Source organism: Amycolatopsis kentuckyensis (assembly GCF_002155975.1).
In the GTDB taxonomy this organism is placed as follows: domain Bacteria; phylum Actinomycetota; class Actinomycetes; order Mycobacteriales; family Pseudonocardiaceae; genus Amycolatopsis; species Amycolatopsis kentuckyensis.
On the sequence record NZ_MUMI01000023.1, the window covers coordinates 51325 to 76166 of the forward strand.

The window sequence follows — 24842 nt, forward strand, 5'->3', positions numbered from 1 at the left end:
CCCGGGCGGTCCGTATGCTGGTGCCACACAGCAGGGGGAGACCGTGAACGACGCCGAACCGTCATGGCCGGGGGCGGCCCGGCCACCGGAACCCGCGTGGGTCCCGGAGCCGAACCCGTGGGCGCCCAACTGGGCGGTGGCCCCGCCCGTCCCGATCGCGCCGCCGCGCACCCGGCTCTGGGGCGCCGTCACCGGTGTCCTGATCGTCGTGGTGTCCATCTCGCTGATCGCCGCCACCATCCCGCACCGCGTGGACGGCCACGCGTTCGCCGCGCAGGGTGCCGATCCCGGCCGGGCGTACGGTGACACCGGGAAGCCCCCGAAGGCCGTGCCGGAGCTGGCGCGCAACCCCCTGCTCGGGGCCGGCATCAGCCCCGGGCCCGCCACCTGCAGCCTGCCCGAGCTCGGCCGGGCGGCCGAACAGCTCAAGGCCTACTACAGCGCGCTCGTCACCTGCCTGGAGCAGTCGTGGCGCCCGGCGCTGGAGAAGGCGAACGAGCCGACGCTCACCGCCACCGTGTCGGTGACGCTGCCGGAGCACAGCTCGTGCGGGGAGGCGCCGACGGAGAACGAAGCCGTCGCCTACTACTGCGGCGGCGACACGACGATCTACGCCCCGACCGACTGGATGCTGTCGGACGCCGGGCTCAACAAGGCCCGGCACATCGCGACGCTCGCCCACGAATACGGCCACCACGTGCAGCGCGAGAGCGGCATCCTCGCCGCGGCGGCGGACAAGATGACCTCGCCGGACGAGGACAGCGCGGCCGACAAGGAGGTCGTGCGCCGGATCGAGCTGCAGGCGAACTGCTTCGGCGCGCTGTTCCTGACCGCCGTCGCCGGCTCGGGCTCGATCAGCCGGTCGCTGGCGAACGCCGCGGTCGCCGACTACGGCCGGGCCAACGACAGCGACACCCACGGTTCGCGCGAGCACCAGCTGTCCTGGGCGAAGGCCGGTTACGACGGCAAGGCCACGAAGGCGTGCAACACGTGGAGCGCCCCGGTCGACGAGGTCAGCTGAGGGTCCAGGCGGGGTCGCGGCCGAGGAGGGCGAGGAACCGGTCGAGTTCGGTCGCGTCCGCGGGGGCCTCGACGCTGCGGGCGAACGAGCCGTTCTTTTCGCGGCCTTCGTCCGGGATCCGCTCGGCCAGCTTCGTCGCGATGTACACGGCTTCGGCGTCCGGTTCGTAGGGCAGGCCGAGCGTGCGGGCCAGGTCCCAGCCGTGCGCCACCGTGTCGACCAGGTGCATGTGCGCGGCGATCGCGCCGGGGAACGTGCCGAAGTGGTTGATGGTGAGCTGCCGCTCGAGCACGGCGTCGTCGGCGAAGGCGTCGAGGAAGTCGTCGACGGACGCCCGGTACGCGGCGTAGGCGTCGTCGCCGAGGGAACCGGCGTCCCAGTCGGGAGCCGACCCTTCGCGCGCCGCCGTCGCGAAGGCGTGGTTCTCGCTGACCTGGTGGCGGAGCAGATCGGCGAGCGTCCAGCCGGCGCACGGAGTGGGGCGGGCGAGGTCGGCCGGAGTCACGCCGGCGACCAGCTTGTCGAGGAGGAGCAAGGTGCGGCGGTCGAGTTCGCGGAGATCCATACCGGGCACGTTAGGCGGACCAGCGGACCACGAACAGTGCCAAACCCGCCGCAACCTTCGTGGGCCAATCTAGACTGGCGCCGGTGGAGATCCACATCGACCTGACCGGGACGCGCGGCCACCGCGACGCGATCTACCGGCAGCTCCGCGCGGCGATCCTGGCCGGCCGGATCCGGCCCGGCGAGGCGCTGCCGCCGACCCGCGAGCTCGCGCAGCGGCTGGCGGTCTCCCGGACGACGGTCAGCGCGGCCTACGACCGGCTCACCGCCGAGGGCTTCCTCGCCGGGCGCGTCGGCGCGGGCACGTTCGTCACGGCTTCGCCGGTTTCCGCCGAGCCGGTGCCGGACGTTCCGGGCGTGCGGCCGCTGCCGGAGTGGGACGCCGTCCCGTCGCCGCCCGCGCCGTTCGCCCCGGCGCCGGAGTTCGACTTCCGGCCGGGCGTCCCCGACCTCGCGCTGTTTCCCTTCGACACCTGGCGACGGCTGATCACGCAGCGGCTGCGCGCCGGCCAGGCCGACCTGATGACCTACGGCGACCCGCAGGGGCACGCCGGGTTGCGGGCCGAAATCGCCCGGCACGCCGGCGTTTCGCGGGACGTCCGGGCGAGTGCGGCGCAGGTCGTCGTCACCGCCGGCGCCCAGCAGACGACCGACCTCGTCGCGCGGGTGCTGCTGCGGGCCGGCGACCTCGCCGCCGTCGAGGACCCCGGGTACCCGCCGCCGCGGCTGGTGCTCGGCGCGCGCGGCGTCCGTGTCGCGCCAGTGCCGGTGGACGCCTCCGGGATCGTCGTCGACGCCATCCCGGCAGGGACGCGGCTGGTGTACGTGACGCCGTCGCACCAATACCCGCTCGGCCTGTCGATGTCGCTGGACCGCAGGCTGGAACTGCTCGACTGGGCCGAGCGGAACGACGCGGTGCTCGTCGAGGACGACTACGACACCGAGTTCCGCTACACCGGACGTCCCTTGGAACCCTTGCACAGCCTGGATTCCCGAGGTCGCGTCGTGTACGTCGGCTCGTTTTCGAAGGTGCTTTCGCCCGCCCTGCGGCTGGGGTTCCTCATCGCGCCGCCGTCGCTGGTGCCCGCTCTGGTGAAGGCCCGCTACCTCACCGACTGGCACGCGCCGAACGTCGAGCAGGCCGCGCTGGCGGCGTTCATGGCCGAAGGCGGTTTCGCCCGGCACGTCCGGCGGATGCGGAAGATCTACCGCGCCCGGCACGAACTCCTCACCGCCGTCCTCGCCCGGGATTTCGCGGACTTCCTGACGCCGTTGCCGTCGACGGCGGGCCTGCACCTGAGCGCGGTTTCCGCGACCGACTGCGGTGGGCTGGTCCGGGCGGCGCGGCGTCAGGGCGTCCGGCTGTACTCGCTGGGGGACTTCGGGGTGGGGGAGCGGCGGCACGGCCTCGTCTTCGGTTACGGTGCGGTCGCGGCCGAGCGGATCGAGCCCGGGCTGGCCCGGCTGCGGGCACTGGCGGACGAAGGAGCGGCATGACCGACGACGTGATGGTGGCGATCGACGCCGGTCTGCGGCAGCACATCGGCGGCGACCGCGCCGGTGCGTACGCGACTTTCGCGCAGCTGTGGGCGTCGATCGGCGACGACGGCGACCCGCTGCACCGCGTCGCCTTGGCCCACCACATGGCCGACGTCTGCGACGACCCGGCCGAGGAACTCGAGTGGGACCTGCGGGCCCTGGCCGCGGCCGATTCGCTGACCGACTCGCGGGCCCAGGAGTACCACTCGTCCCTGGCCGTCCGCGGCTTCTACCCGTCGCTGCACCTCAACCTGGGCGAGGACTACCGCAAGCTCGGCGACCTGCCCGCGGCCCGCGAACAGCTGGCACTGGCCCGCGCGCGCCTGGACGCCCTCGGCGACGACGACTACGCGGCGGGGATCCGGCTGGCGCTGGACGGCCTGGCCGACCGGCTCGGCTGAATCGGTACCAATACCACGAAGACGCCCCGTTTGCCGGACTTTCGCGGGGCGCCGAGGGGCCCTAACCTGTGGTGATCCAGCTCACCGACGGGAAGGATCGCCATGCGGATTGCGGATCTGCTGCGCAAGAAGGGGTCGGCGGTCGCGACGGTCACCCCCGACACGACGGTGACCACGCTGCTGGCCGGACTGGCCGAACACAACGTCGGCGCGATGGTGGTCGTCGCCCCGGACGGGTCGATCGCGGGCATCGTCTCGGAACGCGACGTCGTCCGGCGCCTGAACGAACACGGTCCGGCCCTGCTCGATGGCCCCGTCTCGGAGATCATGACCAAACTGGTGGCGAGCTGCACCCCGGACGACTCGGTGGACCAGCTGTCGGTCCTGATGACGGAGAGGCGCATCCGGCACGTCCCGGTCCTCGCCGACGGCCGGCTGGCCGGCATCGTGTCCATCGGCGACGTCGTGAAGAACCGGATGGAACAGCTGGAGCAGAGCCAGGAACAGCTGCAGGCCTACATCTCCCAGGGTTAGTGGCCGGGCCAGCTGTAGGCGTAGCTGAGAGAGAAAGTGCGGTCGATCCAGTCGTCGGCCGGCTCGCCCGCTCCCGGGCGAGCCGGCGCGACCGCGCGGACCGCGTCCAGTTCGGAGGAGAGGTCCTCGGCGGCGAGCAGGGTGCCGTCGCGGAAGGTCAGTTCGCGGACGTCGGTGAACACCCAGGCGGGCCGGAAACCCATGTTGAGGTACGGGCGCTCGGGGAACCGGCCGTGTCCGAGCAGCAGGCGCCCGCTGAACTCCGTGGCGAGGTTCAGTTTCGTGTAGTGCCAGGCGTGGTCCATGGCGCGCCACCGCGGCCGGACTCGGTCGAGCGGCGGCGGGGTGTCCGCTGCGCCGACGTGGAGGTCGCGCAGGACCAGCCGCCCGTCCACCACCACGTACCGGGCGACGTGGCCGCGCCAGCAGCCCGTGTGCATCGCCCGCAGTTCGAGGCCGTGGGCGGCCGGATCGAACAGCCCGGTCCCGTCCACCGCGGTGATCGCGAACCGCTTTCCGCCGAAGCGGACTTCGTCGGACTCCTGTGTGGTCACGGATTCCCCCTATTCTCGCCAGCCCGAAAGTTCCACGCCCTTCGCGACATCCACGCGGTAGGAGAGCGTCACCACGCCCGTTTCCCCCGGGGCCAAGGTCAGCTTCCACGTGAATTCGCCCAATGCCGACGTTTCCACGGGTTCCGGTGAGGTCTTCACGTCCCGCACCGTGATCGTGTCGTCACGGGAGACCGGGGCCTGGTCCAGAACGGTGATGGTGGCGGGACGGGGCCCGTGGTTGCCGACGGAGATATTGTACTGCGCCTCGCGCCGCTTCTGTCCCGACAACGTCGCTTTCGAAGCGGTGCGGCGGACCAGTTCCCGCTCCACCCGGATCCGGTCGTCGACGCCCAGGGCCAGCTCCAGCTCTTCGCCGGGAGCCCACGGCTCCAGCACCGTCGTCCCGACGAACTCCGCGTCGTGGAACACCGAAGCGCGGCCGGGCCGCAGGGCGTGCTCCGAGGTGTTCTCCACCGTGGCGCGCAAGTACGCCTCCTCCGCCAGCACCGGCGCCGTGACGTAACCCAGGTCGGCGGTGAGCGAAAGCTGCGCCAACGTCGTCCGGTGCCCCTGCGCGCCGGACGGCACCGCGACCGGCCGCGACGGCCGGTAGGTCACCGCCGTCGTGCCCTGCTCGACCGAGGCGAGTTTGGGCGCCATCGCCGGAGCCGCCGGCGCGAACTGCCGTCGGGCGTTCTCCGCGATCCCGTCGGCCGCGCCCCCGTACGCCGCCGAGGCCACGAATCCGCCCGGCTCCGGGAGGACGCGGTCCAGGTACCACGGCTGGAGTTCCGGCACCACCACCGACACCGCGGGCCGCGCCGTCGACAGCGCCAGCTCGCACTCCGGCCAGTCCTCGCCGGTGTACTGGCTGACGAGCCCGTACGACACCACGGTGACGTCGGTGCCGCGCACCCGGATGTCGTACCCCGGTTCCCAGCTCGCGCCGGGGACCACATAGGACAGTTCCAGCTCCGCTTCCGCGGCGGGGTCCGGGATCTCCAGCTCCACGATCACCGAGGTGCTGTCCTGTCCGGACCGGCCGCTGTGCGCCTCGATCCGCCGGTCGAGCGCGGCGAGGTCCTCCCGCAGCCGCGCGATCCGGTCGCTCAGCACCCGGCGCGCCTTCAACGCGGAGGCCAGCCGCGCGCTCAGCGCGTCGGTGACTTCGGCGACCCGCGAAGGCTCCGCAGTCCCCGCAGCCAGCGCCTTCGCGAAGCTGCCGCCGCTGCGCTTCGCCAGCGAAGTCAGCAGATCCACCTTCATCGTTTCGGCCGCTTCGTCGTCCAGGACGCCGTCGAGCGTCGCCTGATCGGCCCGCCGTTGCTCGACGAGTGCCTCCAACGCCGCGTCGGCCGGGGCCGCGTGCCACTCGGTGCGCACGTCGACGCCGGTGATCAGCGCGGGCCCGCTGCCGGTGACGCGCACCGAGCCCGGGTCGAGAGCCGGGGGCAGCCCGGCGAAGGTGAGGCGCGGCCCGCCGTCGAGCGGAGCCTTGCCCCGGCGGGTGATCCGCGCCTGCTGGGGGTAGACGGTCACGGCGGTGATCGGCGCTTCGACGGTCGGCATGCCTCCGACGTTAGTCTCTTGACACCCCCGCGGGCGGACCGGAAGTGTCTTCAGTCGTCCGCTTCGCCCGGCTTGGGGGTTTGAGTGAAAGCCGCAGTCCTGCTCGCCGCCGTCCTCGCGCTGCCGCTGACCGCGGGCGTCGCCGAAGCCGCGCCACCGGCCCCGGTGTTCACCGGCGGCCAGGCGCAACCGGTGTTCGACCCGGCCGACGTCGTCCGCGAAGACGTCTGGGTCACCGCGCCCGTCGACAGCGACCACGACGGCGCCGACGACCTCGTGCACGCCCAGGTCGTGCGCCCGCGCGCCACCCAGCAGGGCCTGAAGGTGCCCGTCGTCTACCAGGCCAGCCCGTACTACGCCGGCGGCAACGACGTCGCGAACCACGACGTCGACGTCGAGCTGTACGCGCCGGGGTACGCCCGTGGCCCGGCAGGCCCGCGCGTCGCCGCGCACGGCGTCGGCCCGGCCACCCCGATCAACTGGCGCTACCAGGACTACTTCACCGCGCGCGGGTTCGCCGTCGTCTACGGCGAATCGCTCGGCAGCGGGCTCTCCACCGGCTGCCCGACCACCGGTGACGTCAACGAGACGATCGGCGCCCGCTCGGTCGTCGACTGGCTCAACGGCCGGACCTCCGCGCGGGACGCGAACGGTGCCGCGGCGAAGGCGGACTGGACGACGGGCAAGACCGGCATGATGGGCGTGTCCTACAACGGGACCCTGCCCAACGCCGTCGCGAGCACCGGCGTCGAAGGCCTCGAGACGATCGTGCCGATCGCGGCCATCTCCAGCTGGTACGAGTACTACCGCAACGACGGCGCGGTCGTCGCGGCCGGCGGGTTCCAGGGCGAAGACGCCGACGTGCTCGCCGAGTACGTCTACACCCGCGCCGACCGGGCGGTCTGCCGCCCGGTGATCGACGGGCTGACCCGCGACCAGGACCGGGTCACCGGCGACTACACGCCGTTCTGGGACGTCCGCAACTACCGCAACGACGTCGGCAAGGTGCGCGCGTCGGTGCTCGCGGTGCACGGCCTCAACGACTGGAACGTCAAGACCGAGCAGGTCGCGACCTGGTACGAGGCGCTCAAGGCCCGCGGCGTCGAGCACAAGATCTGGCTGCACCAGTCCGGGCACGCGGACCCGTACTCGCTGCGCCGCGACGTCTGGCTCGCGACGCTGAACAAGTGGCTGTCGCACTACCTCTACGGCATCGACAACGGCATCCAGAACGAGCCGAAGGCGACGATCCAGCGCGAGGACAAGTCGTGGGCCGACGAGGCCGACTGGCCGGCGCCGGGCACCGCCGACGTCCGCGTGTACCCGTGGCCGGGCGGCCGCTCGAAGGGCACGATCGACACCCGCAACCCGGTGCCGGGCACGGCGGCCGTCGAAACCCTCGCCGACGACTCGTCGAAGACGATCGAGCAGCTGGCCGGGCTCGCTTCCTCCGGCAACCGCCTGCTGTACGCGACTCTGGCGGCGAAGCAGGCCGTCCGGCTCTCCGGCACGGTTCGCGCCGACCTGGCGCTGGCGTTCGACCGGCCCGCGGCGAACGTCTCGGCGATCCTGCTCGACCGCGCCCCCGACGGCACGTCCCACGTGATCAGCCGCGGCTGGACCGACCCGCAGAACCGCACGTCGCCCGCCCGCACCGAGCCGATCACGCCGGGGCAGACCTACCGGATCGGCGTCGACCTGATGCCGAAGGACTACGTCATCGCGGCGGGCCACCGGCTCGAGGTCCTGGTCGCCTCCAGCGACCACGACTACACGCTGCGGCCGAAGCCGGGCGCGGGGCTCGCGCTCGACCTCACGAAGACGTCGGTCACGCTCCCAGTGACGGGCGGCAAGCCGGCGCTGCGGGCCGCGTTCGGCTGATGCTGCCGGAGCACCTCCGGGCCGACGTCCGCACGTTGTGGGACTACCACGACTTGCGGCACGAGCCGCGGCGGTCGGATGCCGGGATCGGGCTGGGCAGCCGCGATCCCGGCGTGGCCGTCCACGCGGCGGAGCTGTTCCACGCCGGCTGCTTCCCGCTGCTCGTGTTCACCGGCGCCAACGCCCCGACGACAGTGGCCCGCTTCCCGCGCGGCGAAGCGGTCCACTACCGCGAGATCGCGTTGGACCTCGGGGTGCCGGACGAGGCGATCCTGGTCGAACCCGAGGCCCGTCACACGGGGGAGAACATCGTGTTCACCCGCCGGCTGCTGGCCGGCCGTGCCGTTCGGTCCGTGACGCTGGTGACTCGGCCGTACCAGCAGCGCCGCGCGTACGCGACGGCCAAGCGGCTCTGGCCCGAAGTCGACGTGGTGTGCGCGTCGAAGGCGGCGTCGTTCGAAGACCACCTCAGCGCGGAAGAAGACGCCGAGCGCGTGATCGGCATGCTCGTCGGCGAGACCCAGCGGATCACCGAGTACGCGGAGCGGGGCTTCGCGATCCCGCAGCGCGTTCCCGCCGAGGTCGAGCGGGCGTTCCACCGGCTGGTCGAAGCCGGGTTCACGCAGCGGCTCGTCACTTTCCGCGGCGAGGGTGACTCAATGTAACGGTTTCCGCAGGTCAGGCGACTTACCGGCGTTCTATCCGCTGCGAGAGGACCCGCCATGACCTCGACCGCCGAACCCACCCTGGAGAGCCTGCGCACCCAGCTGTCCGGAGCCGTGCTGACCGACGGCGACCCCGGCTACGACACCGCCCGGTCGGTCTGGAACGGGGAGATCGACCGGCACCCCGCGGTGGTGGTGCGGCCCGCCGGGCCCGAGGACGTGGCGACGGCGCTCGCGTACGCCCGCGAAGCCGGCCTCGACGTCTCGGTGCGCGGCGGCGGGCACAACTTCGGCGGCGCCGCGGTCGTCGACGGTGGTCTCTGCCTCGACCTGAGCTCCCTGACCGCGATCACGGTCGACCCGGACCACCGGACCGCGCGCTGCGGCGGCGGGACGACCTGGGCGGAACTCGACGCCGCCACGCAGGCGTACGCGCTCGCGGTGCCGGGCGGCACGGTCAGCCACACCGGCGTCGGCGGCCTCACCCTCGGCGGCGGGTTCGGCTGGCTCACCGCCAAGCACGGCCTGTCCTGCGACAACCTGCTCTCGGCCGAGGTCGTCACCGCCGACGGCGAGATCCTGCGCGCGTCGGCCGAGGAGCACGCCGACCTGTTCTGGGCGCTGCGCGGCGGCGGCGGCAACTTCGGCGTCGTCACCGAGTTCGAGTTCCGGCTGCACCCGGTCGGCCCGATCGTCCACCTGGGACTGTTCTTCTGGGGGCTCGAGGACGGCGTGGCCGCGCTGCGCCAGGCTCGCGAAGTGCTCGAGACGCTGCCCGCCGAGATGGGCGTGCTCGTCGCCGGGCTCAACGCGCCACCCGCGCCGTTCGTGCCCGAAGCCCACCACTTCCGGCCCGGCTACGCCCTGCTGATCGCCGGATTCGCGGGGGAGGAGCAGCACGCCGAGGCGATCCGGCCGGCGCGGTCGGGGCCGGCGCCGCTGTTCGAGTTCGTCTCGCCGATACCGTACGTCGAGCTGCAGAAGATGATCGACGACGCCGCGCCGTGGGGCATCCTCGGCTACGAGAAGGCGGCCTTCGCCGACGGGTTCACCGACGAGGTCATCGACGTGATCGCGGACTTCCTGCCGCGCAAGAGCTCGCCGATGTCGATCATGCCGATCTTCCCGCTGCGCGGGGCGTTCGCCGCGGCCGCCGACGACGGCACGGCGTTCGGCGGGGCCCGGCGGACCTGCCTGGCCGTGAACATCGCCGCGATCGCCCCCGAACCGGAGCCGTTCGCGGCCGACCGGGCGTGGGTGCGGGAGTTCTGGGCGGCGTTGGCGCCGTTGTCGGACAACGTGGGCGGCTACGTCAACTTCATGGCCGAGTACGAAGCCGACCGCGTCCGGACGTCCTACGGCCCCGGCAAGTACGAGCGGCTGGCCCGGATCAAGGCCGCGTACGACCCGCGGAACGTCTTCCACCACAACGCGAACATCCCGCCCGCGCCGTGAGGGATCAGCCGGCGAGGCCCGCCCGGTAGGCGAACGCGACCGCCTGCGCGCGGTCGCGCAGCCCGGCCTTGGCGAACAGGTGGTTCACGTGGGTCTTCACGGTCGCCTCGCTCACCACCAGCGCGCGGGCGATCTCGGTGTTCGACAGGCCCGCCGCGATCAGCCGCAGCACCTCGATTTCGCGGGTGGTCAGGCCTTCGACCTCCTGGACGCGCGGCGGGGTGCTGCGGGCGGCGGCTTCGACGAGCCGCCGCTGCAGCTCCCCGTCCACTGTGGACTGACCGGCGGCGGCCGAGCGCAGCGCCCGCGCGATGGACTCGGCGTCGGCGTCCTTGGTCAGGAACCCGCGGGCGCCGGCGCGCAGTGCGGCCAGCAGCGACTCGTCGTCGGCATACGTGGTGAGCACGACGACCTCGGTGCCCGGGTGCTCGGCGCGGATCCGCGCGGTGGTCTCCACCCCGTCGCAGCGCGGCATCCGCAGGTCCACCAGCACGACGTCGGGGTGGTGCTCGGCGACGAGGCCGAGCGCGGCCAGGCCGTCGGCGGCGGCGCCGACCACCTCGACACCGGGCAGCAGCCCGAGCAGCGTGACCAGGCCTTCCCGGACCACCGCCTGGTCGTCGGCCAGCACGACGCGCAGCGTCACGCCGGCACCGTCAGGTGAATCCGCCATCCGTCCTCCCCCGGCCCGCTCTCGAGGCGCCCGTCGAGCAGCGCGACCCGTTCGCCCATCCCGCGCAAACCGTAGCCTGCCGCCGCCGCGTCCGGCGGCCGCCTGCCCTGCCGGTCGGCCACGGTCAGCTCCACCGCCCCGTCGGCGTAGCCGAGCCTGACGTCCACTTCGGCGCGCGGCGCGTGCTTGCGGGTGTTGGCCAGCGCTTCCTGCACCGCGCGGACCAGCGCGGTGCCGACGGCCGGGTCGAGCTCGCGTGGCCGGCCTGCGACCGTGAGGTCCGCGCGGGCGCCGCTGTCCAGCCGGTACGCGGCGAGGAGGTCCGCGATCGCGCGTTCCACGCCGACGGCGTCCTCGCGCAGCGCGGCCACGGCCTTCCGGGCTTCGGCGAGCCCGTCCGAGGCCAGCGTCTGGGCCCGTTCGATCTGCGCGACCGCGTCCGGGCTCGCCCCGTCGCGCACCAGCATCAGCCGCGCGCCCTGCAGGTTCAGGGCCAGCCCGGCCAGCGAATGCGCCAGGACGTCGTGCAGCTCGCGGGCGATGCGGGCACGTTCGGCGAGCGCGGCGGCGCGGGCGTGCTCCTCGTTGGCGGTCTGGGCACGGGCGAGCGCCAGCTCGGTCTGCTCGATGCGGGCGAGGCGGGCCCGCCGGTTCAGTCCCATCAGCACGACCACGGCGAGGACCGCATACGTCGACAGCGCGCCTTCCCACACGCCGTGGCGGGCCGCCCCGGCCGTGATCGCCGCGATGTCGAGTGCGACCGCCAGCACGATCGGCACCGTGGATTGCCGCAGCACCACGAAGAACGTGGTGCTGAACATCGCCACCGACGCCCAGCTGCTCGGCAGGAGCACCCAGAGCCCGCCCGTGCTGGCGATCACGGTGAGGGGCAGCGCCGTCGTCAGCGGCCGGACGCGGGCCTCGTGGATCCACAGCAACGGGATCGACAGCGCCAGGGTGAACCCGATCAGCAACCAGGCACGCAGGTCCGCACGGAACATGGCGGCGACCATCGGCACCGCGACGAGTGCCCAGCGCAACCAGCCCTGAGCCCGGGGGAAGGCGGCTGGTCGGGTCGTCATTTCGGCAGTCCTCCGCGGGTGCTTGTACGGAAAATGTACCGACGGGGACTTCCCTTCGTGGTGTCAGTTGTCCCGTTTGTCAAGGAGGTTCCCCCATGTCCAGGTTGCGACGGCTCGCCCTGATCGCCGCCGCCGCGGCGCTGCCCGCGCTCGGCCTTTCCCTCGCCGGTCAGACGACGGCGTCGGCCGCGCCCAACTTCCAGGTGCCGTTCAAGTGCGGCGTCACCGTGACCGCCGCGACGTTCAGCGGTCACAGCCCGGCGTACTCGGTCGACTTCCAGAAGGACGGCATCACCGGCATGCCGGTGCTCGCCTCGGCGTCGGGCACGGTGAGCCGGGTCGCCGACGAAGGCGGCTCGAGCTACGGCAAGTGGATCGAGCTGGACCACGGTGGCGGCTGGAAGACCCGGTACGCGCACCTGTCGGCCCAGGAGGTCTCCGTCGGGCAGTCGGTCGTGGGCGGCAAGCAGATCGGCAAGGCGGGCGCGACCGGCGGCGTCACCGGCCCGCACCTGCACTTCGAAGAGCGCCTGGACGGCGTGGTGCAGAAGGCGAAGCTGAACGGCGTCGCCGTGCCGTACTACGGCCACACCAACTTCACGAGCAAGAACGGCTGCGGCGGCAACCCGTACTCGGCCGACGAGGTGTGCGGCGACGGCTTCGACGTCGTGGACCAGCAGGCGCTGGCCAACTCGTCGGGCACGGCCTACCTGCTGTACAACGCGTCCACCAAGGCGAACTGCGTGACCACCCTGAAGGCCACGTCCCTCGGCACGGCCAGCGACGTCTCGGCGTTCCTCGAGGTCGAAGGTTCGGCGCGGGTGACCGATTCCGGCAGCTTCACGTACTACGCCGGGCCGGTCAAGAAGACCGCCGACTCGACCTGCGTGAAGTGGGGCGGCTCGGTGGGCAGCAACACCTACGAGAGCGGGTTCGAGCACTGCGGCTGAGCCGGTGACACCCGGGGCTCCGCCCCGGGCCGGGGGTTCCGCCACCCGGGCCCCCGCAAGACGATCGTGGTCGGACGGTGGGGCCGGGCACTATAGCCCGCCCCACCGACAGGAACTCTCCGCCCGGCCGCCGCCGGGCGGATTCCGTCCACATCGGCCCCCGCTGTCCACAGATTTGCCGCCACCGCCCCATTCATCGCCGTCCTGCCCCATCGTGGAGGCATGACCACCACCACCCCGGCCGACGTCCGGGACCCCGAGCAGCTGCTGGCGGCGCTGCCGTACCTGATCGGCTTCCGGCCCGCGAAATCCGTGGTCCTGCTCGGCCACCAGTACCCGGGCAAAAGCCTGGGCCTGGTCCTGCGCGGCGACCTGCCCGGCCGCGCACACCGGGCCGGCCAAGCGCAGGCGATGGCCCCGCGGTTCGCCGCCGGCCACCACATCGGCGTGACCCTGGTGATCGTCGGCGGCCGGCGAAGACCCGGAAAGCCGCCGCCGCACGCGGGTTTCGTCGACGAACTGGAGCGGGCGCTGGGGAAGTTCGGCCTCCCGGTCCTGCACGCCCTGTGGGCACCGGCCATCACCACCGGCGCACCCTGGGCGTGTTACGGCGTCGAAGGATGCGGCGGCGCATTGCCGGACCTGAGCGCAACGGTCGTGGCGGCGGCCGCGACCGAGCGCGGCACGGTGGTGTTCGACAGCCGCGAGGAGCTCGAGGCCCTGCTGGCCCCGAGATCACCGGAGGCGGTCGCCCGCCGCGCGGATCAGCTGTCCCGCTTGACATCCCCACCCGGTCCGGAAGCGACAAGCATCGATGACGCGGCCGCGGCGCTCCACGAGGCATTCGTGCGTCAGCGCCGAGACGAAGGGCCGCCGACGGACGAGCAGGCGGTCCTGCTGGCGAACGCGTTGAGGCTGCCCGACATCCGCGACATCTGCCTGGCGATGGCGGTACCCCCGGGCGACGCATTGGCCCGGGAGGCCGAGCGCCTGTGGCTGACCCTGGTCCGCGAGCTCCCACCCCCGCACCGCGCAGAGCCGGCGGCCTTCCTGGGCTTCACGGCGTACCTCCGTGGCGACGGAGCATTCGCGGGCATGGCCCTGGCCAACGCCCTGGAAGCGGCACCGGACCACGTGCTGGCATCACTGTTGAAGAGGGTGCTGGACACCGGAACACCCCCGGAGGTGATCCGCGGCTTGGCAACAGCAGCGGCCGGCCCCCTGGTCGGCTTCGGCCTGGAACCGCCGGATTTCGACACGGGGCGGGCGGCATGAGAAGGGCAGCGCGCGGTAACCGGCTCGGCTTGAGTCCTCTGTGGACACCGCGCGGGTGGGCTTTCGGGTCGAGGGAAGCCGGTGAGTCAGAGTCCACTATGGATGCTGCGCCCAGTCCGCCGGGAGCCGACCGGTCCTACACGGCCGCCTCAGCGGCAGAGCGCAGTCGACCGGCCCCACGCGGGTCTCAGCCGCAGAGCCCCAGTCCGCCGGCCAACGCGGCCGTCTCAGCCGCAGAGCCCCAGTCCGCCGGCCAACGCGGCCGTCTCAGCCGCAGAGCCCCAGTCCGCCGGCCAACGCGGCCGTCCCAGCCGCAGAGCCCGCCCCACCGGCCTGCCCACTCCGGCTTACCCCGGGTCGCCGGTGACCTCGCGGGCCGGGGCGCAAAGCCCCAGCCCGTCACCCGCGCTCGATCAGCGCGGCCTCAGCCCCGCCGCGACTGGGTGAACTCCCAAGCGTCCCGGACGATCCCGGCCAGCTCGGTCCGCTCCGGCTTCCACCCGAGCTCCGCACGAGCCCGGTCACTGGCCGCCACGAGCACCGACGGGTCACCCGCCCGCCGCGGAGCCACCGCGGCCGGCACCGGGTGACCGGTCACCTCGCGGCAGGCTTCGATCACCTCGAGAACGGAGAACCCGGTGCCATTGCCCAGGTTGTAGATACGGTGCTCACCCTCAGTGGCGTGCTTGAGCGCCAGCAGGTGCGCGTCCGCGAGGTCCACGACGTGGATGTAGTCGCGCACCGCCGTGTGGTCCGGCGTCGGGTAGTCGTCGCCGTAGATCTGGATGCGCTCGCGGTCGCCCGAAGCGACCTGCAGAACGAGAGGAATGAGATGGGTTTCCGTGGTGTGGCGCTCGCCGAAGGCGCCGTACGCACCCGCGACGTTGAAGTACCGCAGGCTCACCGCCGCCAGGCCGTGCGCGACGGCGAAGCTGGTGATCGCGGCGTCGATGGCGAGCTTCGTGGCGCCGTAGGTGTTGGTCGGCCGGGTCGGCGCCGTCTCCGGGATCGGCGACTGCTCCGGCTCGCCGTAGGTCGCCGCCGTCGAGGAGAACACCAGCCGCGGCGTGCCGTGCTCCTGCATGGCCTCGAGCAGCCGCAGCGAGGTGACGACGTTGCCTTCCCAGTACTTCGCCGGCTCCGTCATCGACTCGCCCACCAGCGACTTCGCGGCGAAGTGCAGCACGCCGTCGAAGCCCTCGCGCAGCAGGCTGCCCGCCACTTCGGCCGCGTCGCCTTCGATGAACCGCGCGTCCGGGTGGACGGCGTCGGCGTGCCCGGTGGACAGGTCGTCGACGACCGTGACCTGGTGCCCGGCTTCGACCAGCCGGGCGGCGCAGACACTTCCGACGTACCCGGCTCCGCCCGTCACGACCAGCTTCAGGGCGTTGCTCTGCTCCGACACATCCAGGCCTTCCTGCCGAGGGTGACTGTGCCCCACAGTCTTCCCCCTGGCCGGCGCGCGGGTCCGCGCGGGGGTTGCCCCGGGCGGACCCGCGCGGTGTCAGAGCTCGTCGCGGCCGGCGCCGCGGGAGGGCACCGCCGTGAACATCCGCGGCCGCCGGTAGCCGGCCTTTTCGTAGGCCGCCTCGACGGCCTCCTTGACCCGCTCCAGGTCGGCGTCACGGACCAGCGCGATCGCCGAGCCGCCGAAGCCGCCGCCGGTCATCCGCGAGCCGAGCGCGCCGGCCGCCCGGGCCGAGTCGACCGCGAGGTCCAGCTCGGCCGTGGAGATCCGGTAGTCGTCGCGCATGCTGACGTGCGAGGCGTCCAGGTACGGCCCGATGTCGGCCAGCCGCCCGGCGCGCAGCAGCTCGACCGTCTCGAGCACCCGCTGGTTTTCGGTGACGACGTGCCGCACCAGCGGTGCCAGGTCCTCCGGCAGCCGGTCGAGGGCGTCGGAGAGACCCTCGACGGTGACGTCGCGCAGCGCCTTCACCCCGAGCAGCTCGGCCGCCCGCTCGGTGCCGCGGCGGCGCTCGCCGTAGCCGCCTTCGGCGTGCGAGTGCTTGGTGCGGGTGTCCATGATCAGCACCTGCAGCCCGGCGTCGGCCAGGCCGAACGGCACCTGCTCCTGCTCGCCCGACCGGACGTCCAGGAACAGCACGTGGGACTCGGTGCAGCAGAGGGACGCCGTCTGGTCGAGCAGGCCGGTGGGCGCGCCGACGAAGTCGTTCTCCGACCGCTGCACCCACCGCGCGACCTCGGGCCGCGTCGGGACGTCGTCGCGGCTGCCGTCCAGCTCCAGGCCGGCCAGCCCGAGCAGCGCCAGCGACACCGCGCACTCGAGCGCGTGGGAGGAGGACAGCCCCGCCCCCGACGGCACGTCCCCGGCGATGACCAGGTCGGCTCCGTTCGCGAAGCCCTGGTCGCGCAGCACCCAGGTGACGCCCGCCGGGTACGCGGCCCACCCTTCGACGGAGCCCGGCGCCAGGTCGGCGATCTTGAGCTCGCCGGAGCGCTGGAGCTGGCCGTCGTCGCCCAGGGTGGCCACGGACAGGATGCCGTCCCCACGGGGCGACGCCGCCACGGCCAGCCGGTGCGGCAGGGCGAACGGCAGCACGAAGCCGTCGTTGTAGTCGGTGTGCTCGCCGATCAGGTTCACCCGGCCGGGCGCCGACCAGACGCCCGCCGGCGCGGTGCCGTGGACCGTGTGGAACGCCGCCACGGCCTCCGAAGCGGGGCTCATCGGGCCTGCGCCAGGACGGCGTGCAGCGCGGAGCTGGCGACCTGGGCGGTGGTGTCCCCGCCGGTGACCTCGATGGTGCCGCCGTTGGCCTTGCCGACGGTGACCGTGCCGCCCGGCACGATGCCGACGGACTTGAGCTCGGTCATCAGCGACTCGTCCAGCTGGACGTGCTCGGCGATGCGCCGGATCTCGACGCGGCCGCCGCCGGTGCGGGCGAACTCGTCGAGCCGGACCAGGTCGGCCTCCGCGGGCGGCGCGGGTTCGCCGTCGCCCAGCTTGTCGAGGCCGGGGATCGGGTTGCCGTACGGGGAGGTGGTCGGGTGGTCGAGCAGCTTGACCAGCTTGCGCTCGACGGCCTCGCTCATTACGTGTTCCCACCGGCACGCCTCGTTGTGCACGTGCTCCCACTCGAGCCCGATCACGTCGACGAGGAGACGTTCGGCGAGGCGGTGCTTGCGCATGACGGCGATCGCCAGCTCCCGGCCGTGGTCGGTCAGCTGCAGGTGCCGGTCGTCGGCGACCACGACCAGCCCGTCACGCTCCATCCGGGCGACGGTCTGGCTCACGGTCGGGCCGCTCTGCTGCAGGCGCTCGGCGATGCGGGCGCGCAGCGGAACGACACCTTCTTCTTCGAGCTCGTAGATGGTACGCAAGTACATCTCGGTGGTGTCGATGAGATCGTTCACGCTGTCCCCTTCGTCCGCGTTGCTCATCGTAGTCGTTGACTCCGGCAGCGGCGGCGGCCCTCGGGGGTAACAACTCGCCGGTGGGGGATATGTCCGCACCCCGGCGCGGCCGGGCGAGCGGCCGCTGCAAGATGGGAGGCATGCGTCCGCTGATCAGCACCACCGACCTCGCCGCCGCGCTGGCCGGCCCGGCCGGGGACCGCCCCGTGGTCCTCGACGTCCGCTGGCGGCTCGCCGGCCCGCCCGGCGCCGACTCCTACCGCGAGGGTCATGTGCCCGGAGCGGTGTTCACCGACCTCGACAGCGTCCTCGCGGGCAAGCCGGGCGAGGGCGGCCGGCATCCCCTGCCCGACCCGGCGGACCTGCAACGCGACCTGCGCGCGGCCGGCGTGCGGGAGGGCGCCCCGGTGGTGGCTTACGACGACGCGGACGGCTCGGTGGCGGCGAGGGCCTGGTGGCTCCTGCGCTGGGCGGGCCACGAAGAGGTGACGGTCCTCGACGGCGGTTACGCGGCGTGGACGGCCGAGGGCCACCCGGTGAGCACGGAGGAAGCGAACCCGGAGCCGGGTGACTTCACGGTCCGCCCGGGAGGAATGCCGGTCCTGGACGCGGACGAAGCAGCAGCCCTCGCCCGCGACGGCCTCCTCCTCGACGCCCGGGCAACCCCCAGGTACGCGGGCGAGACGGAGCCGGTGGACCCCCGGGCAGGCCACATCCCGGGAGCGGTGAACGCCCCATTCGCGGCCCACCTCGGCCCCGACGGCCGCTGGCGCCCCCCGGGCGAGCTGGCAACGCGCTTCGCGGACTTGGGCCTCCGCCCGGGCGAGCCGGTGGGCGCGTACTGCGGCTCAGGGGTGACGGCCAGCTCGGTGGTCCTGGCCCTGGAGCTGGCGGGCCACCCGGGAGCGGGCCTGTACGCGGGCTCGTGGTCCCACTGGTCCCAGGACCCGAACCGCCCAGCAGCGACGGGCAACCTGCCCGGCTGAGCCGCGGCGGGGGTCGAGTGGTGGCCCGCGCCACCGGGTGGCGGGTCGTCCTGCCGGGCTGAGCTGCGGCGGAGTCGAGTGGTGGCCCGCGCCGCCTGGCGGCGCGCCTCCTGCCAGGCCCTCGCGAGCCGACCGGTGTTGTGACCGGCCGGGGGCGCGCCAGCCCAGCCGACCCGAGCGAACCGGGGCGCGCTTGCCCGGCGGTCCCCACCGAGCCTGGTCCCTCCAGGCCGACCCACCCGCCGCCCGAACCCCGCCACACCTTCCACTCCACGTCTCCGGCCGATCGGCACTAGAGTCGGGCGGTATGTCGCCGGCCGTTGTTTGGGACCGTGGTCTGCTCGGTTATGACCTGGGTGGGGATCACCCCTTCAATCCCGTGCGGCTGGAGCTCACCGTCCGGCTGGCCACCGAGCTCGGCGTGCTCGACGACGTCGAACTCCTCGTCCCGGCCGCCGCCGGGGATGACGAACTGCTCCGGATCCACGCGCCCGAATACCTGGCCGCCGTGCGGGATGCTCCGCTCGTCGGCTGGGATGTCGGGCACGGGCTCGGTACCTCCGACAACCCCGTCTTCACCGACATGCACGACGCCTCCGCGCTCGTTGTCGGGTCCACGCTGCTCGCCGCGCGGAAGGTCGCCGAAGGCGAGGCTCGAAGGGCCGTCAACATCGCCGGGGGACTGCACCACGCCATGCGGGACCAGGCCGCCGGGTTCTGCGTCTACAACGACTGCGCCGTCGCCATCTCGTGGCTGCTCGACCACGGCTTCGACCGCATCGCCTACATCGACACCGACGTCCACCACGGCGACGGTGTCCAGGCCGCCTTCTACGACGACCCGCGCGTCCTCACCATCTCGATGCACCAGCACCCCTTCACGCTCTGGCCCGGCACCGGCTACTCCGCCGAGACCGGCCGCGGGAAGGCCGACGGCACCTCCGTCAACGTCCCGCTGCCCCCGCGCACGCGGGATCCCGGCTGGCTGCGTGCCTTCAACGCCGTCGTCCCCTCGCTGCTCGCCGACTTCGAACCGCAGCTGCTCTTCACCCAGTGCGGGGTCGACTCGCACGAAGAAGACCCCCTGGCCGACCTCTCCCTGTCCGTGGACGGGCACCGGACCATCTACGCCACCCTCCGGGACCTCGCCGAGACCTACGCCGGCGGGAAGTGGATCGCCGTCGGCGGCGGCGGGTACCAGCTGATCCGGGTCGTTCCGCGGTCCTGGACGCACCTGATCGCCACCGTGCTCGACCGGGACGTCGACCCGGCGACGCCGCTGCCGCCCGGCTGGGTCGGAACCGTCGCCAAGGCCGCGCCGCACGCCGAGCTCCCGCAGACCATGTCCGACGACCGCGACACCGGGTTCAAGCCGTGGGGCGACGGCGAGGACGACCCGGTCGACATCGCCGTCCGGGACACCCGCCGCGCCGTCTTCCCGCTGCACGGCCTCGACCCGGACGACCCCAGGGACTGACCATGGCCGGACGGGATCCCTTCGACTACCCCCGCGACTGGGAGGCCGACGTCGTGCTGTCCGACGGCGGCACCGTCCACCTGCGCCCGGTCGTGCCCACCGACGCCGACGGCCTCGTCGCCTTCCACGCCAAGCTCTCCGAGCGCACCCGCTACTTCCGCTACTTCGGCGCCTACCCGCGGATCCCCGAGAAGGACCTGAAGCGCTTCTCGACCGTCGACCACCACGACCGGGTCGCCTTCGCCGCGTTCCTGGGGGACGACATCGTGGCCGTCGGGCGGTACGAGCGGCTCGACCACGGGCCCTCGGCGGAGGTCGCCTTCGTCGTCAGCGACGTCCACCAGGGCCGTGGGCTCGGCTCGATCCTGCTCGAACACCTCGCCGCCGCCGCGTCGGAATGCGGGCTGCGCCGGTTCGTCGCCGAGGTGCTCGCCGAGAACGCCGCCATGGTGCGCGTGTTCCGCGACGCCGGCTACCAGGTCAGCCGCGAGATCGAAGAAGGCGTGCTGCACCTGGAGTTCGACATCGACCCGACCGAGGAGTCCCTCGCCGTCGCGCGCTCGCGGGAGCAGGCAGCCGAAGCGCGCAGCGTGCACAACCTGCTGCACCCGACGTCGGTCGCCGTGATCGGCGCGTCCACCGAACCGGGCAAGGTCGGCCACGTCGCCTTCGCGAACCTCCTGGTCGCCGCGTTCACCGGCACCGTCTACCCGGTCAACGCCGAGCACCGCTCGGTGCGCGGCGTCCGCGCGTACCCGTCCGTGCTGGACATCCCGGACCCGGTCGACCTGGCCGTCGTCGCGGTGCCCGCCGAGTCGGTCGAGTCCGTTTTGGACGCTTGCCTGGCGAAGGGCGTCAAGACGCTGCTGATCCTGTCGAGCGGGTTCGCCGAAGCCGGGCCGCACGGCCTGCACGCCGAGCTGCGGCTGGTCGGCGAGGCGCGGGCGCACGGCATGCGCGTGGTCGGCCCGAACGCGCTCGGCGTCCTCAACACCGCCCCCGGGATCCGGCTGAACGCCACCCTCGCGCCGCGGCTGCCCGGCCGTGGGCGCACCGGCTTCTTCTGCCAGTCCGGCGCGCTCGGCACCGCGATCCTCGCCGACGCCGAAGCGCGCGGCCTCGGCCTGTCGACGTTCGTCTCGGCCGGCAACCGCGCCGACGTCTCCGGCAACGACCTGCTCCAGTACTGGGAAACCGACCCGGACACCGACCTCGTGCTGCTGTACCTCGAGTCCTTCGGCAACCCGCGCAAGTTCGCGCGGCTGGCCCGGCGGCTCGCGCGGACGAAGCCGATCGTCGCGGTCAAGTCCGGGCGGCACGCGGTCCGGCCGCAGCTGGCCGCGACGTCGACGGAGATCGACGAGGCCAGCGTGCAGACGCTGTTCGAGCAGGCCGGGGTCGTCCGGGTCGAGTCGCTGGCGCAGCTGTTCGACACCGCGCTCGTCTTCGCCCACCAGCCGCTGCCCGCCGGGCCGCGGGTCGCCATCGTCGGCAACTCCAGCGCGATCGGGCTGCTGGCCGCCGACACCGCGCGGATGCAGGGCCTGCGGCTGGCCTCGGACCCGGTGGACGTCGGCCCGCAGGCGCCGCCGGAAGAGTTCGCCAAGGCCGTCCGCGAGGCCCTCACCTCGCCGGAGACCGACGCGCTCGTCGTGGTGTTCGCGCCGCCGATCGCCATCCCCGGCACCGCGTACGCGCGCGCCCTGCGGGAGACCGTCGTCGAACTGGGACAGCGCAAGCCGATCGTCTCGACGTTCCTGGCCGCCGAAGGGGTCCCGGACGAACTGGCCGTGCTGTCCGGCGACGGCGTGCCGACGCGGGGGTCGATCCCGTCCTACCCGAGCCCCGAGCGCGCGGTGAACGCCCTGGCCCGGGTCATCCGGTACGCGGCGTGGCGGCAGCGCCCGCAGGGCACGCTGGTACGGCCGCAGGGGATCCACACCGAACAGGCGCAGGGCATCGTGCGCGAGCTCCTCGAAGCCGACAGCGGCAAGACGACGTCGCTGTCGGACGCCGAAGTCGTGCGGCTGCTGGACTGCTACGGCATCGACGTCGTGCCGTTCCGCATCGTGTCCTCTGTGGACGAAGCGGTGGCCGCGGCGGGCGAGCTGGGCTACCCGGTGACGCTCAAGGCGGTCGACGAACGGCTGCGCGGGCGCCCGGACCTGGCCGGCGTCCGGCTGGACCTGGCTTCCGAGGACTCGGTGCGCAACGCCTACGAGACGTTGCGGGAGGTCTCCGGCGACGACGAGGTGTACGTCCAGCGGATGGCGCCCAAGGGGCTGTCGTGCGTGATCGGGCTGCAGGACGACCCGTCGTTCGGCACGCTGGTCTCGTTCGGGCTGTCCGGGCTGGTCAGCACGCTGCTCGGCGACCGCGCCTACCGGGCCGTGCCGCTCACCGACGTCGACGCCGCGACGCTGCTGCGCGAGCCGCGGACGGCGCCGCTGCTCACCGGCTACCGCGGCGACGAGCCGGCCGACCTCGCCGCGCTGCAGGACATGGTGCTGCGCGTGGCCGCGCTGGCCGAGGACAACCCGGAAGTGCGGTCGCTGGTGCTGGACCCGATCCTGGCCTCGCCGGACGGCGCCTTCGTCGCCAACGCCCGCCTGGTGCTGGGCGCGCCGCCGTCCCGGCCCGACACCGGCCCGCGCCGGCTGCGCGCGATCAACCCGCAGGACTGACCATGGCGACCCTGACCGAACTGCTGACCCGGCACGCCGCCGACCTGCCCGGCGCGGTGGCGCTCGTAGCGCACGGCGAGCAGGTCGAAGCCGCGGCAGTGGGCTCGGCCGACGTCGAGGGCACCGTGCCGATGGCGCGGGACTCGCTGTTCCGCGTCGCTTCGCTCACCAAGCCGATCACCGCCGCGGCCGTCCTGCTGCTCGTCGACGACGGCGAGCTGGCCCTCGACGACCCGATCGCGCGGTGGCTGCCGGAGCTGGCGTCTCCCGTGGTCGTCCGGACCCCGGCGGGCCCGGTCGACGACGTGGTGCCGGCCGTCCGCCCGATCACCGTGGCCGACCTGCTCACCTTCCGCTGCGGGTACGGCCTCACCGAAGACATGACGCTGCCCGCGGTCGACCTGCTGCTCCAGGTCCTGGGCCACCCGGCCGCGTCGCCGCGGGCGCTGTCGCCGGACGCCTGGCTGACGGCGCTGGCGCAGGTGCCGCTGCTGCACCAGCCGGGGGAGGCGTGGCTCTACGACACCGGCTCGGACCTCCAGGGCGTGCTGATCGCGCGGGTCGCCGGCCGTCCGCTGCCGGAGTTCCTGGCGGAGCGGCTGTTCGAGCCGCTCGGCATGGCCGACACCGGGTTCACCGTGCCGACCGCGGCGCTCGGCCGGTTCACCAGCGCCTACCGCCGCGGCGAGGACGGGCTCCGGCTGATCGACTCACCGGAAGGCCGCTGGAGCACGCCGCCGCCGTTCCCGTCCGGGGCCGGCGGGCTGGTCTCGACGGCCGACGACCTGCTGGTGTTCGCGAAGTTCCTGCGTGACGGGGGTACGGCGGGCGGCCACCGCCTGCTGACGCCGGAGTCGATCCACCGGATGACGACCGACCACCTGACCCCGGCCCAGCGGGCCGCGGCCCGGCCGTTCCTGCACGGCCAGGGCTGGGGCTACGGCGGCTCGGTGGACGTCGACGCCGACGAACCCTGGACGGTCCCGGGCCGCTATGGCTGGGTCGGCGGCGCGGGCACGGCCCTGTACCTGACCCCGGCGACGGGCACGATCTCGGTGCTGCTCACCCAGGTCGAGCTGACCAGCCCCGACCCCACCCCGCTGATGAAGGAGTTCTGGACCCACGCGGCGAGCTAGCCGCGGTCCGCGAGGAGCCCGCCCAGGTCCAGCAACTGCCGGGTGGCCCCGCCGAGCTGGAACTCCAGGCGCTTCGCCGCCGCGAAGTACCGGTGCACGACGTGGTCGACGTCGATGCCGACGCCGCCGTGGACGTGGACCGCCGTGTGGGCGACCCGGTGGCCCGCTTCCGCCGCCCAGAACTTCGCCGTCGCCACCGCTTCGGCGGCCGGGACGTCCGAGCTCAGCTGCCACGCCGCCTGCAGCGTCGTCAGCCGGACCGCTTCGACGTCCAGGTAGGCGTCCGCGAGACGCTGGCGGACCGCCTGGAACCCGCCGATCACGTGGTCGAACTGCTTCCGCTCGGCCGCGTACGCCGCCGTCAGCTCCAACGCGCGTTCGACCACGCCGAGCTGCTGCGCGCACACCCCGACCGTCCCGCGCAGGCGCAGCCACTCGCCGATGTCGCCCAGCGACACCCCCGGCGCTTCGGCCAGCGAAAGCAGCGCGGCGTCCGCGTGGTCGGTCGTCTGCTGCGGCTGCACCGTCACCCCGGACGCGGCCGCGTCGACCAGGAAGACCTCGTCCGGCGTGGCGACCAGGAACCCGTGCGCGAAGGCGCCGGACGGCACCGCCGTCTGCGTGCCGGACACCCGGCCGTCGGAAGCCGTGAACCCGTCCAGCGCCACGGCCAGGACGCGCTCGCCGCGCAGGACCGGCAGCACCCAGCGGTCCACCAGCTCGGGCGTGCCGAACTCGGCCAGCGCCGACGCCGCCATCGTGATCGACGGGAGGTAGGGGACCGCCGCCACCGCGCGGCCGATCTCGGTCAGCACCGCGCACTGCTCCAGCAGCCCGAACCCGCCGCCGCCGAGCGACGACGGCAGCGCCGCGTCCAGCACGCCCGCCTGGCCGAGGGCCGTCCACGCGGTCGTGTCGAAGCCGCCGGTGCCGTGCGGGTCGTGGGTGGCCTTGTCGGCCAGCAGGCGCCGGGTCAGCGCGGCGAGGTCGGCCGACGCTTCGGAAGGGGTGAAGTCCATGG

The 24842-nt window shown here is 73.2% G+C and carries 22 protein-coding genes; 13 read left to right on the top strand and 9 right to left on the bottom strand.

Annotation, left to right across the window (positions count from 1 at the left end; all coding sequences use genetic code 11):
- The first annotated feature begins 43 nt into the window (after nt 1-43).
- Nucleotides 44-1021 (top strand): neutral zinc metallopeptidase, encoded by a 978-nt coding sequence (locus CCN39_RS02050; protein ID WP_086838098.1) that lies wholly within the window; start codon nt 44-46, stop codon nt 1019-1021.
- Here the strand turns inward: CCN39_RS02050 and CCN39_RS02055 are convergent.
- Complete coding sequence (locus CCN39_RS02055; RefSeq protein ID WP_208630108.1) at nt 1014-1586, bottom strand: TIGR03086 family metal-binding protein; 573 nt, start codon at nt 1584-1586, stop codon at nt 1014-1016. The two genes, CCN39_RS02050 and CCN39_RS02055, sit on opposite strands and share 8 nt — an antisense overlap.
- 83 nt (nt 1587-1669) lie before the next feature.
- Here CCN39_RS02055 and pdxR point away from each other — a divergent pair, with 83 nt between their 5' ends.
- The 3 genes from pdxR to CCN39_RS02070 all read left to right on the top strand — a co-directional run bounded on the left by pdxR (nt 1670) and on the right by CCN39_RS02070 (nt 4059).
- The gene (pdxR, locus tag CCN39_RS02060) at nt 1670-3082 is read left to right on the top strand and encodes a MocR-like pyridoxine biosynthesis transcription factor PdxR (RefSeq protein ID WP_086838100.1); all 1413 of its coding nucleotides are present in this window, start codon (nt 1670-1672) and stop codon (nt 3080-3082) included.
- Nucleotides 3079-3525: a hypothetical protein gene (locus tag CCN39_RS02065; protein ID WP_086838101.1), complete on the top strand. Its 447-nt coding sequence runs from the start codon at nt 3079-3081 to the stop codon at nt 3523-3525. The genes pdxR and CCN39_RS02065 overlap by 4 nt, the downstream gene beginning before the upstream one ends.
- Before the next feature lie 102 nt (nt 3526-3627).
- Nucleotides 3628-4059, top strand: a complete 432-nt coding sequence (locus CCN39_RS02070; RefSeq protein WP_086838102.1) for a CBS domain-containing protein — start codon at nt 3628-3630, stop codon at nt 4057-4059.
- Here CCN39_RS02070 and CCN39_RS02075 read toward each other — a convergent pair.
- Both CCN39_RS02075 and CCN39_RS02080 read right to left on the bottom strand, forming a co-directional pair.
- On the bottom strand, nt 4056-4613 hold the full coding sequence (locus tag CCN39_RS02075) for a hypothetical protein (RefSeq protein ID WP_086838103.1): 558 nt from the start codon (nt 4611-4613) through the stop codon (nt 4056-4058). The two genes, CCN39_RS02070 and CCN39_RS02075, sit on opposite strands and share 4 nt — an antisense overlap.
- A 9-nt stretch (nt 4614-4622) precedes the next feature.
- Nucleotides 4623-6182: a DUF4139 domain-containing protein gene (locus CCN39_RS02080; protein ID WP_086838104.1), complete on the bottom strand. Its 1560-nt coding sequence runs from the start codon at nt 6180-6182 to the stop codon at nt 4623-4625.
- Nucleotides 6183-6266: 84 nt separating this feature from the next.
- Here CCN39_RS02080 and CCN39_RS02085 point away from each other — a divergent pair, with 84 nt between their 5' ends.
- Genes CCN39_RS02085 through CCN39_RS02095 form a run of 3 tightly spaced genes read left to right on the top strand, consistent with a single transcriptional unit; the run spans nt 6267 to nt 10183 of the window.
- A complete protein-coding gene (locus tag CCN39_RS02085; protein ID WP_086838105.1) occupies nt 6267-8063 on the top strand; it encodes a Xaa-Pro dipeptidyl-peptidase in 1797 nt (598 codons plus the stop codon).
- The gene (locus CCN39_RS02090; protein WP_086838106.1) at nt 8063-8728 is read left to right on the top strand and encodes a YdcF family protein; all 666 of its coding nucleotides are present in this window, start codon (nt 8063-8065) and stop codon (nt 8726-8728) included. Before CCN39_RS02085 ends, CCN39_RS02090 begins: the two co-directional genes overlap by 1 nt.
- A gap of 57 nt (nt 8729-8785) precedes the next feature.
- Nucleotides 8786-10183 carry an FAD-binding oxidoreductase gene (locus CCN39_RS02095; protein ID WP_086838107.1) on the top strand — a complete coding sequence of 466 codons (1398 nt, stop codon included), beginning with the start codon at nt 8786-8788 and terminating at the stop codon, nt 10181-10183.
- Between the two features lie 4 nt (nt 10184-10187).
- Here the strand turns inward: CCN39_RS02095 and CCN39_RS02100 are convergent, their stop codons facing one another.
- Together CCN39_RS02100 and CCN39_RS02105 are read right to left on the bottom strand one after the other, a co-directional pair.
- Nucleotides 10188-10829, bottom strand: a complete 642-nt coding sequence (locus CCN39_RS02100) for a response regulator (protein WP_086838108.1) — start codon at nt 10827-10829, stop codon at nt 10188-10190.
- Nucleotides 10826-11938, bottom strand: a complete 1113-nt coding sequence (locus tag CCN39_RS02105) for a sensor histidine kinase (RefSeq protein WP_086838109.1) — start codon at nt 11936-11938, stop codon at nt 10826-10828. Before CCN39_RS02105 ends, CCN39_RS02100 begins: the two co-directional genes overlap by 4 nt.
- A gap of 95 nt (nt 11939-12033) precedes the next feature.
- On the opposite strand from CCN39_RS02105, the gene CCN39_RS02110 reads away from it, so the two are divergent.
- Nucleotides 12034-12888 (top strand): M23 family metallopeptidase, encoded by an 855-nt coding sequence (locus CCN39_RS02110; protein ID WP_086838110.1) that lies wholly within the window; start codon nt 12034-12036, stop codon nt 12886-12888.
- A gap of 222 nt (nt 12889-13110) precedes the next feature.
- Entirely contained in the window at nt 13111-14163 is a 1053-nt protein-coding gene (locus CCN39_RS02115) for a DUF4192 domain-containing protein (RefSeq protein ID WP_086838111.1), read from the top strand.
- A gap of 424 nt (nt 14164-14587) precedes the next feature.
- Here the strand turns inward: CCN39_RS02115 and galE are convergent, their stop codons facing one another.
- From galE to CCN39_RS02130, 3 genes are all read right to left on the bottom strand, one after another.
- The gene (gene galE / locus CCN39_RS02120) at nt 14588-15568 is read right to left on the bottom strand and encodes a UDP-glucose 4-epimerase GalE (RefSeq protein ID WP_086838112.1); all 981 of its coding nucleotides are present in this window, start codon (nt 15566-15568) and stop codon (nt 14588-14590) included.
- A gap of 99 nt (nt 15569-15667) precedes the next feature.
- Complete coding sequence (gene galK, locus CCN39_RS02125) at nt 15668-16852, bottom strand: galactokinase (protein WP_086838113.1); 1185 nt, start codon at nt 16850-16852, stop codon at nt 15668-15670.
- On the bottom strand, nt 16849-17565 hold the full coding sequence (locus CCN39_RS02130) for an iron-dependent transcriptional repressor DtxR (RefSeq protein ID WP_086838114.1): 717 nt from the start codon (nt 17563-17565) through the stop codon (nt 16849-16851). The genes galK and CCN39_RS02130 overlap by 4 nt, the downstream gene beginning before the upstream one ends.
- A gap of 113 nt (nt 17566-17678) precedes the next feature.
- Here CCN39_RS02130 and CCN39_RS02135 point away from each other — a divergent pair, with 113 nt between their 5' ends.
- From CCN39_RS02135 to CCN39_RS02150, 4 genes are all read left to right on the top strand, one after another.
- Complete coding sequence (locus CCN39_RS02135) at nt 17679-18524, top strand: sulfurtransferase (RefSeq protein WP_086838115.1); 846 nt, start codon at nt 17679-17681, stop codon at nt 18522-18524.
- Nucleotides 18525-18831: 307 nt separating this feature from the next.
- Complete coding sequence (locus tag CCN39_RS02140; RefSeq protein WP_086838116.1) at nt 18832-20001, top strand: acetoin utilization protein AcuC; 1170 nt, start codon at nt 18832-18834, stop codon at nt 19999-20001.
- 2 nt (nt 20002-20003) lie between these two features.
- A complete protein-coding gene (locus CCN39_RS02145) occupies nt 20004-22685 on the top strand; it encodes a bifunctional acetate--CoA ligase family protein/GNAT family N-acetyltransferase (RefSeq protein ID WP_086838117.1) in 2682 nt (893 codons plus the stop codon).
- A gap of 2 nt (nt 22686-22687) precedes the next feature.
- Complete coding sequence (locus tag CCN39_RS02150; protein ID WP_086838118.1) at nt 22688-23821, top strand: serine hydrolase domain-containing protein; 1134 nt, start codon at nt 22688-22690, stop codon at nt 23819-23821.
- Here CCN39_RS02150 and CCN39_RS02155 read toward each other — a convergent pair.
- Nucleotides 23818-24840 carry an acyl-CoA dehydrogenase family protein gene (locus CCN39_RS02155; protein ID WP_086838119.1) on the bottom strand — a complete coding sequence of 341 codons (1023 nt, stop codon included), beginning with the start codon at nt 24838-24840 and terminating at the stop codon, nt 23818-23820. The two genes, CCN39_RS02150 and CCN39_RS02155, sit on opposite strands and share 4 nt — an antisense overlap.
- Nucleotides 24841-24842: the final 2 nt, after the last annotated feature.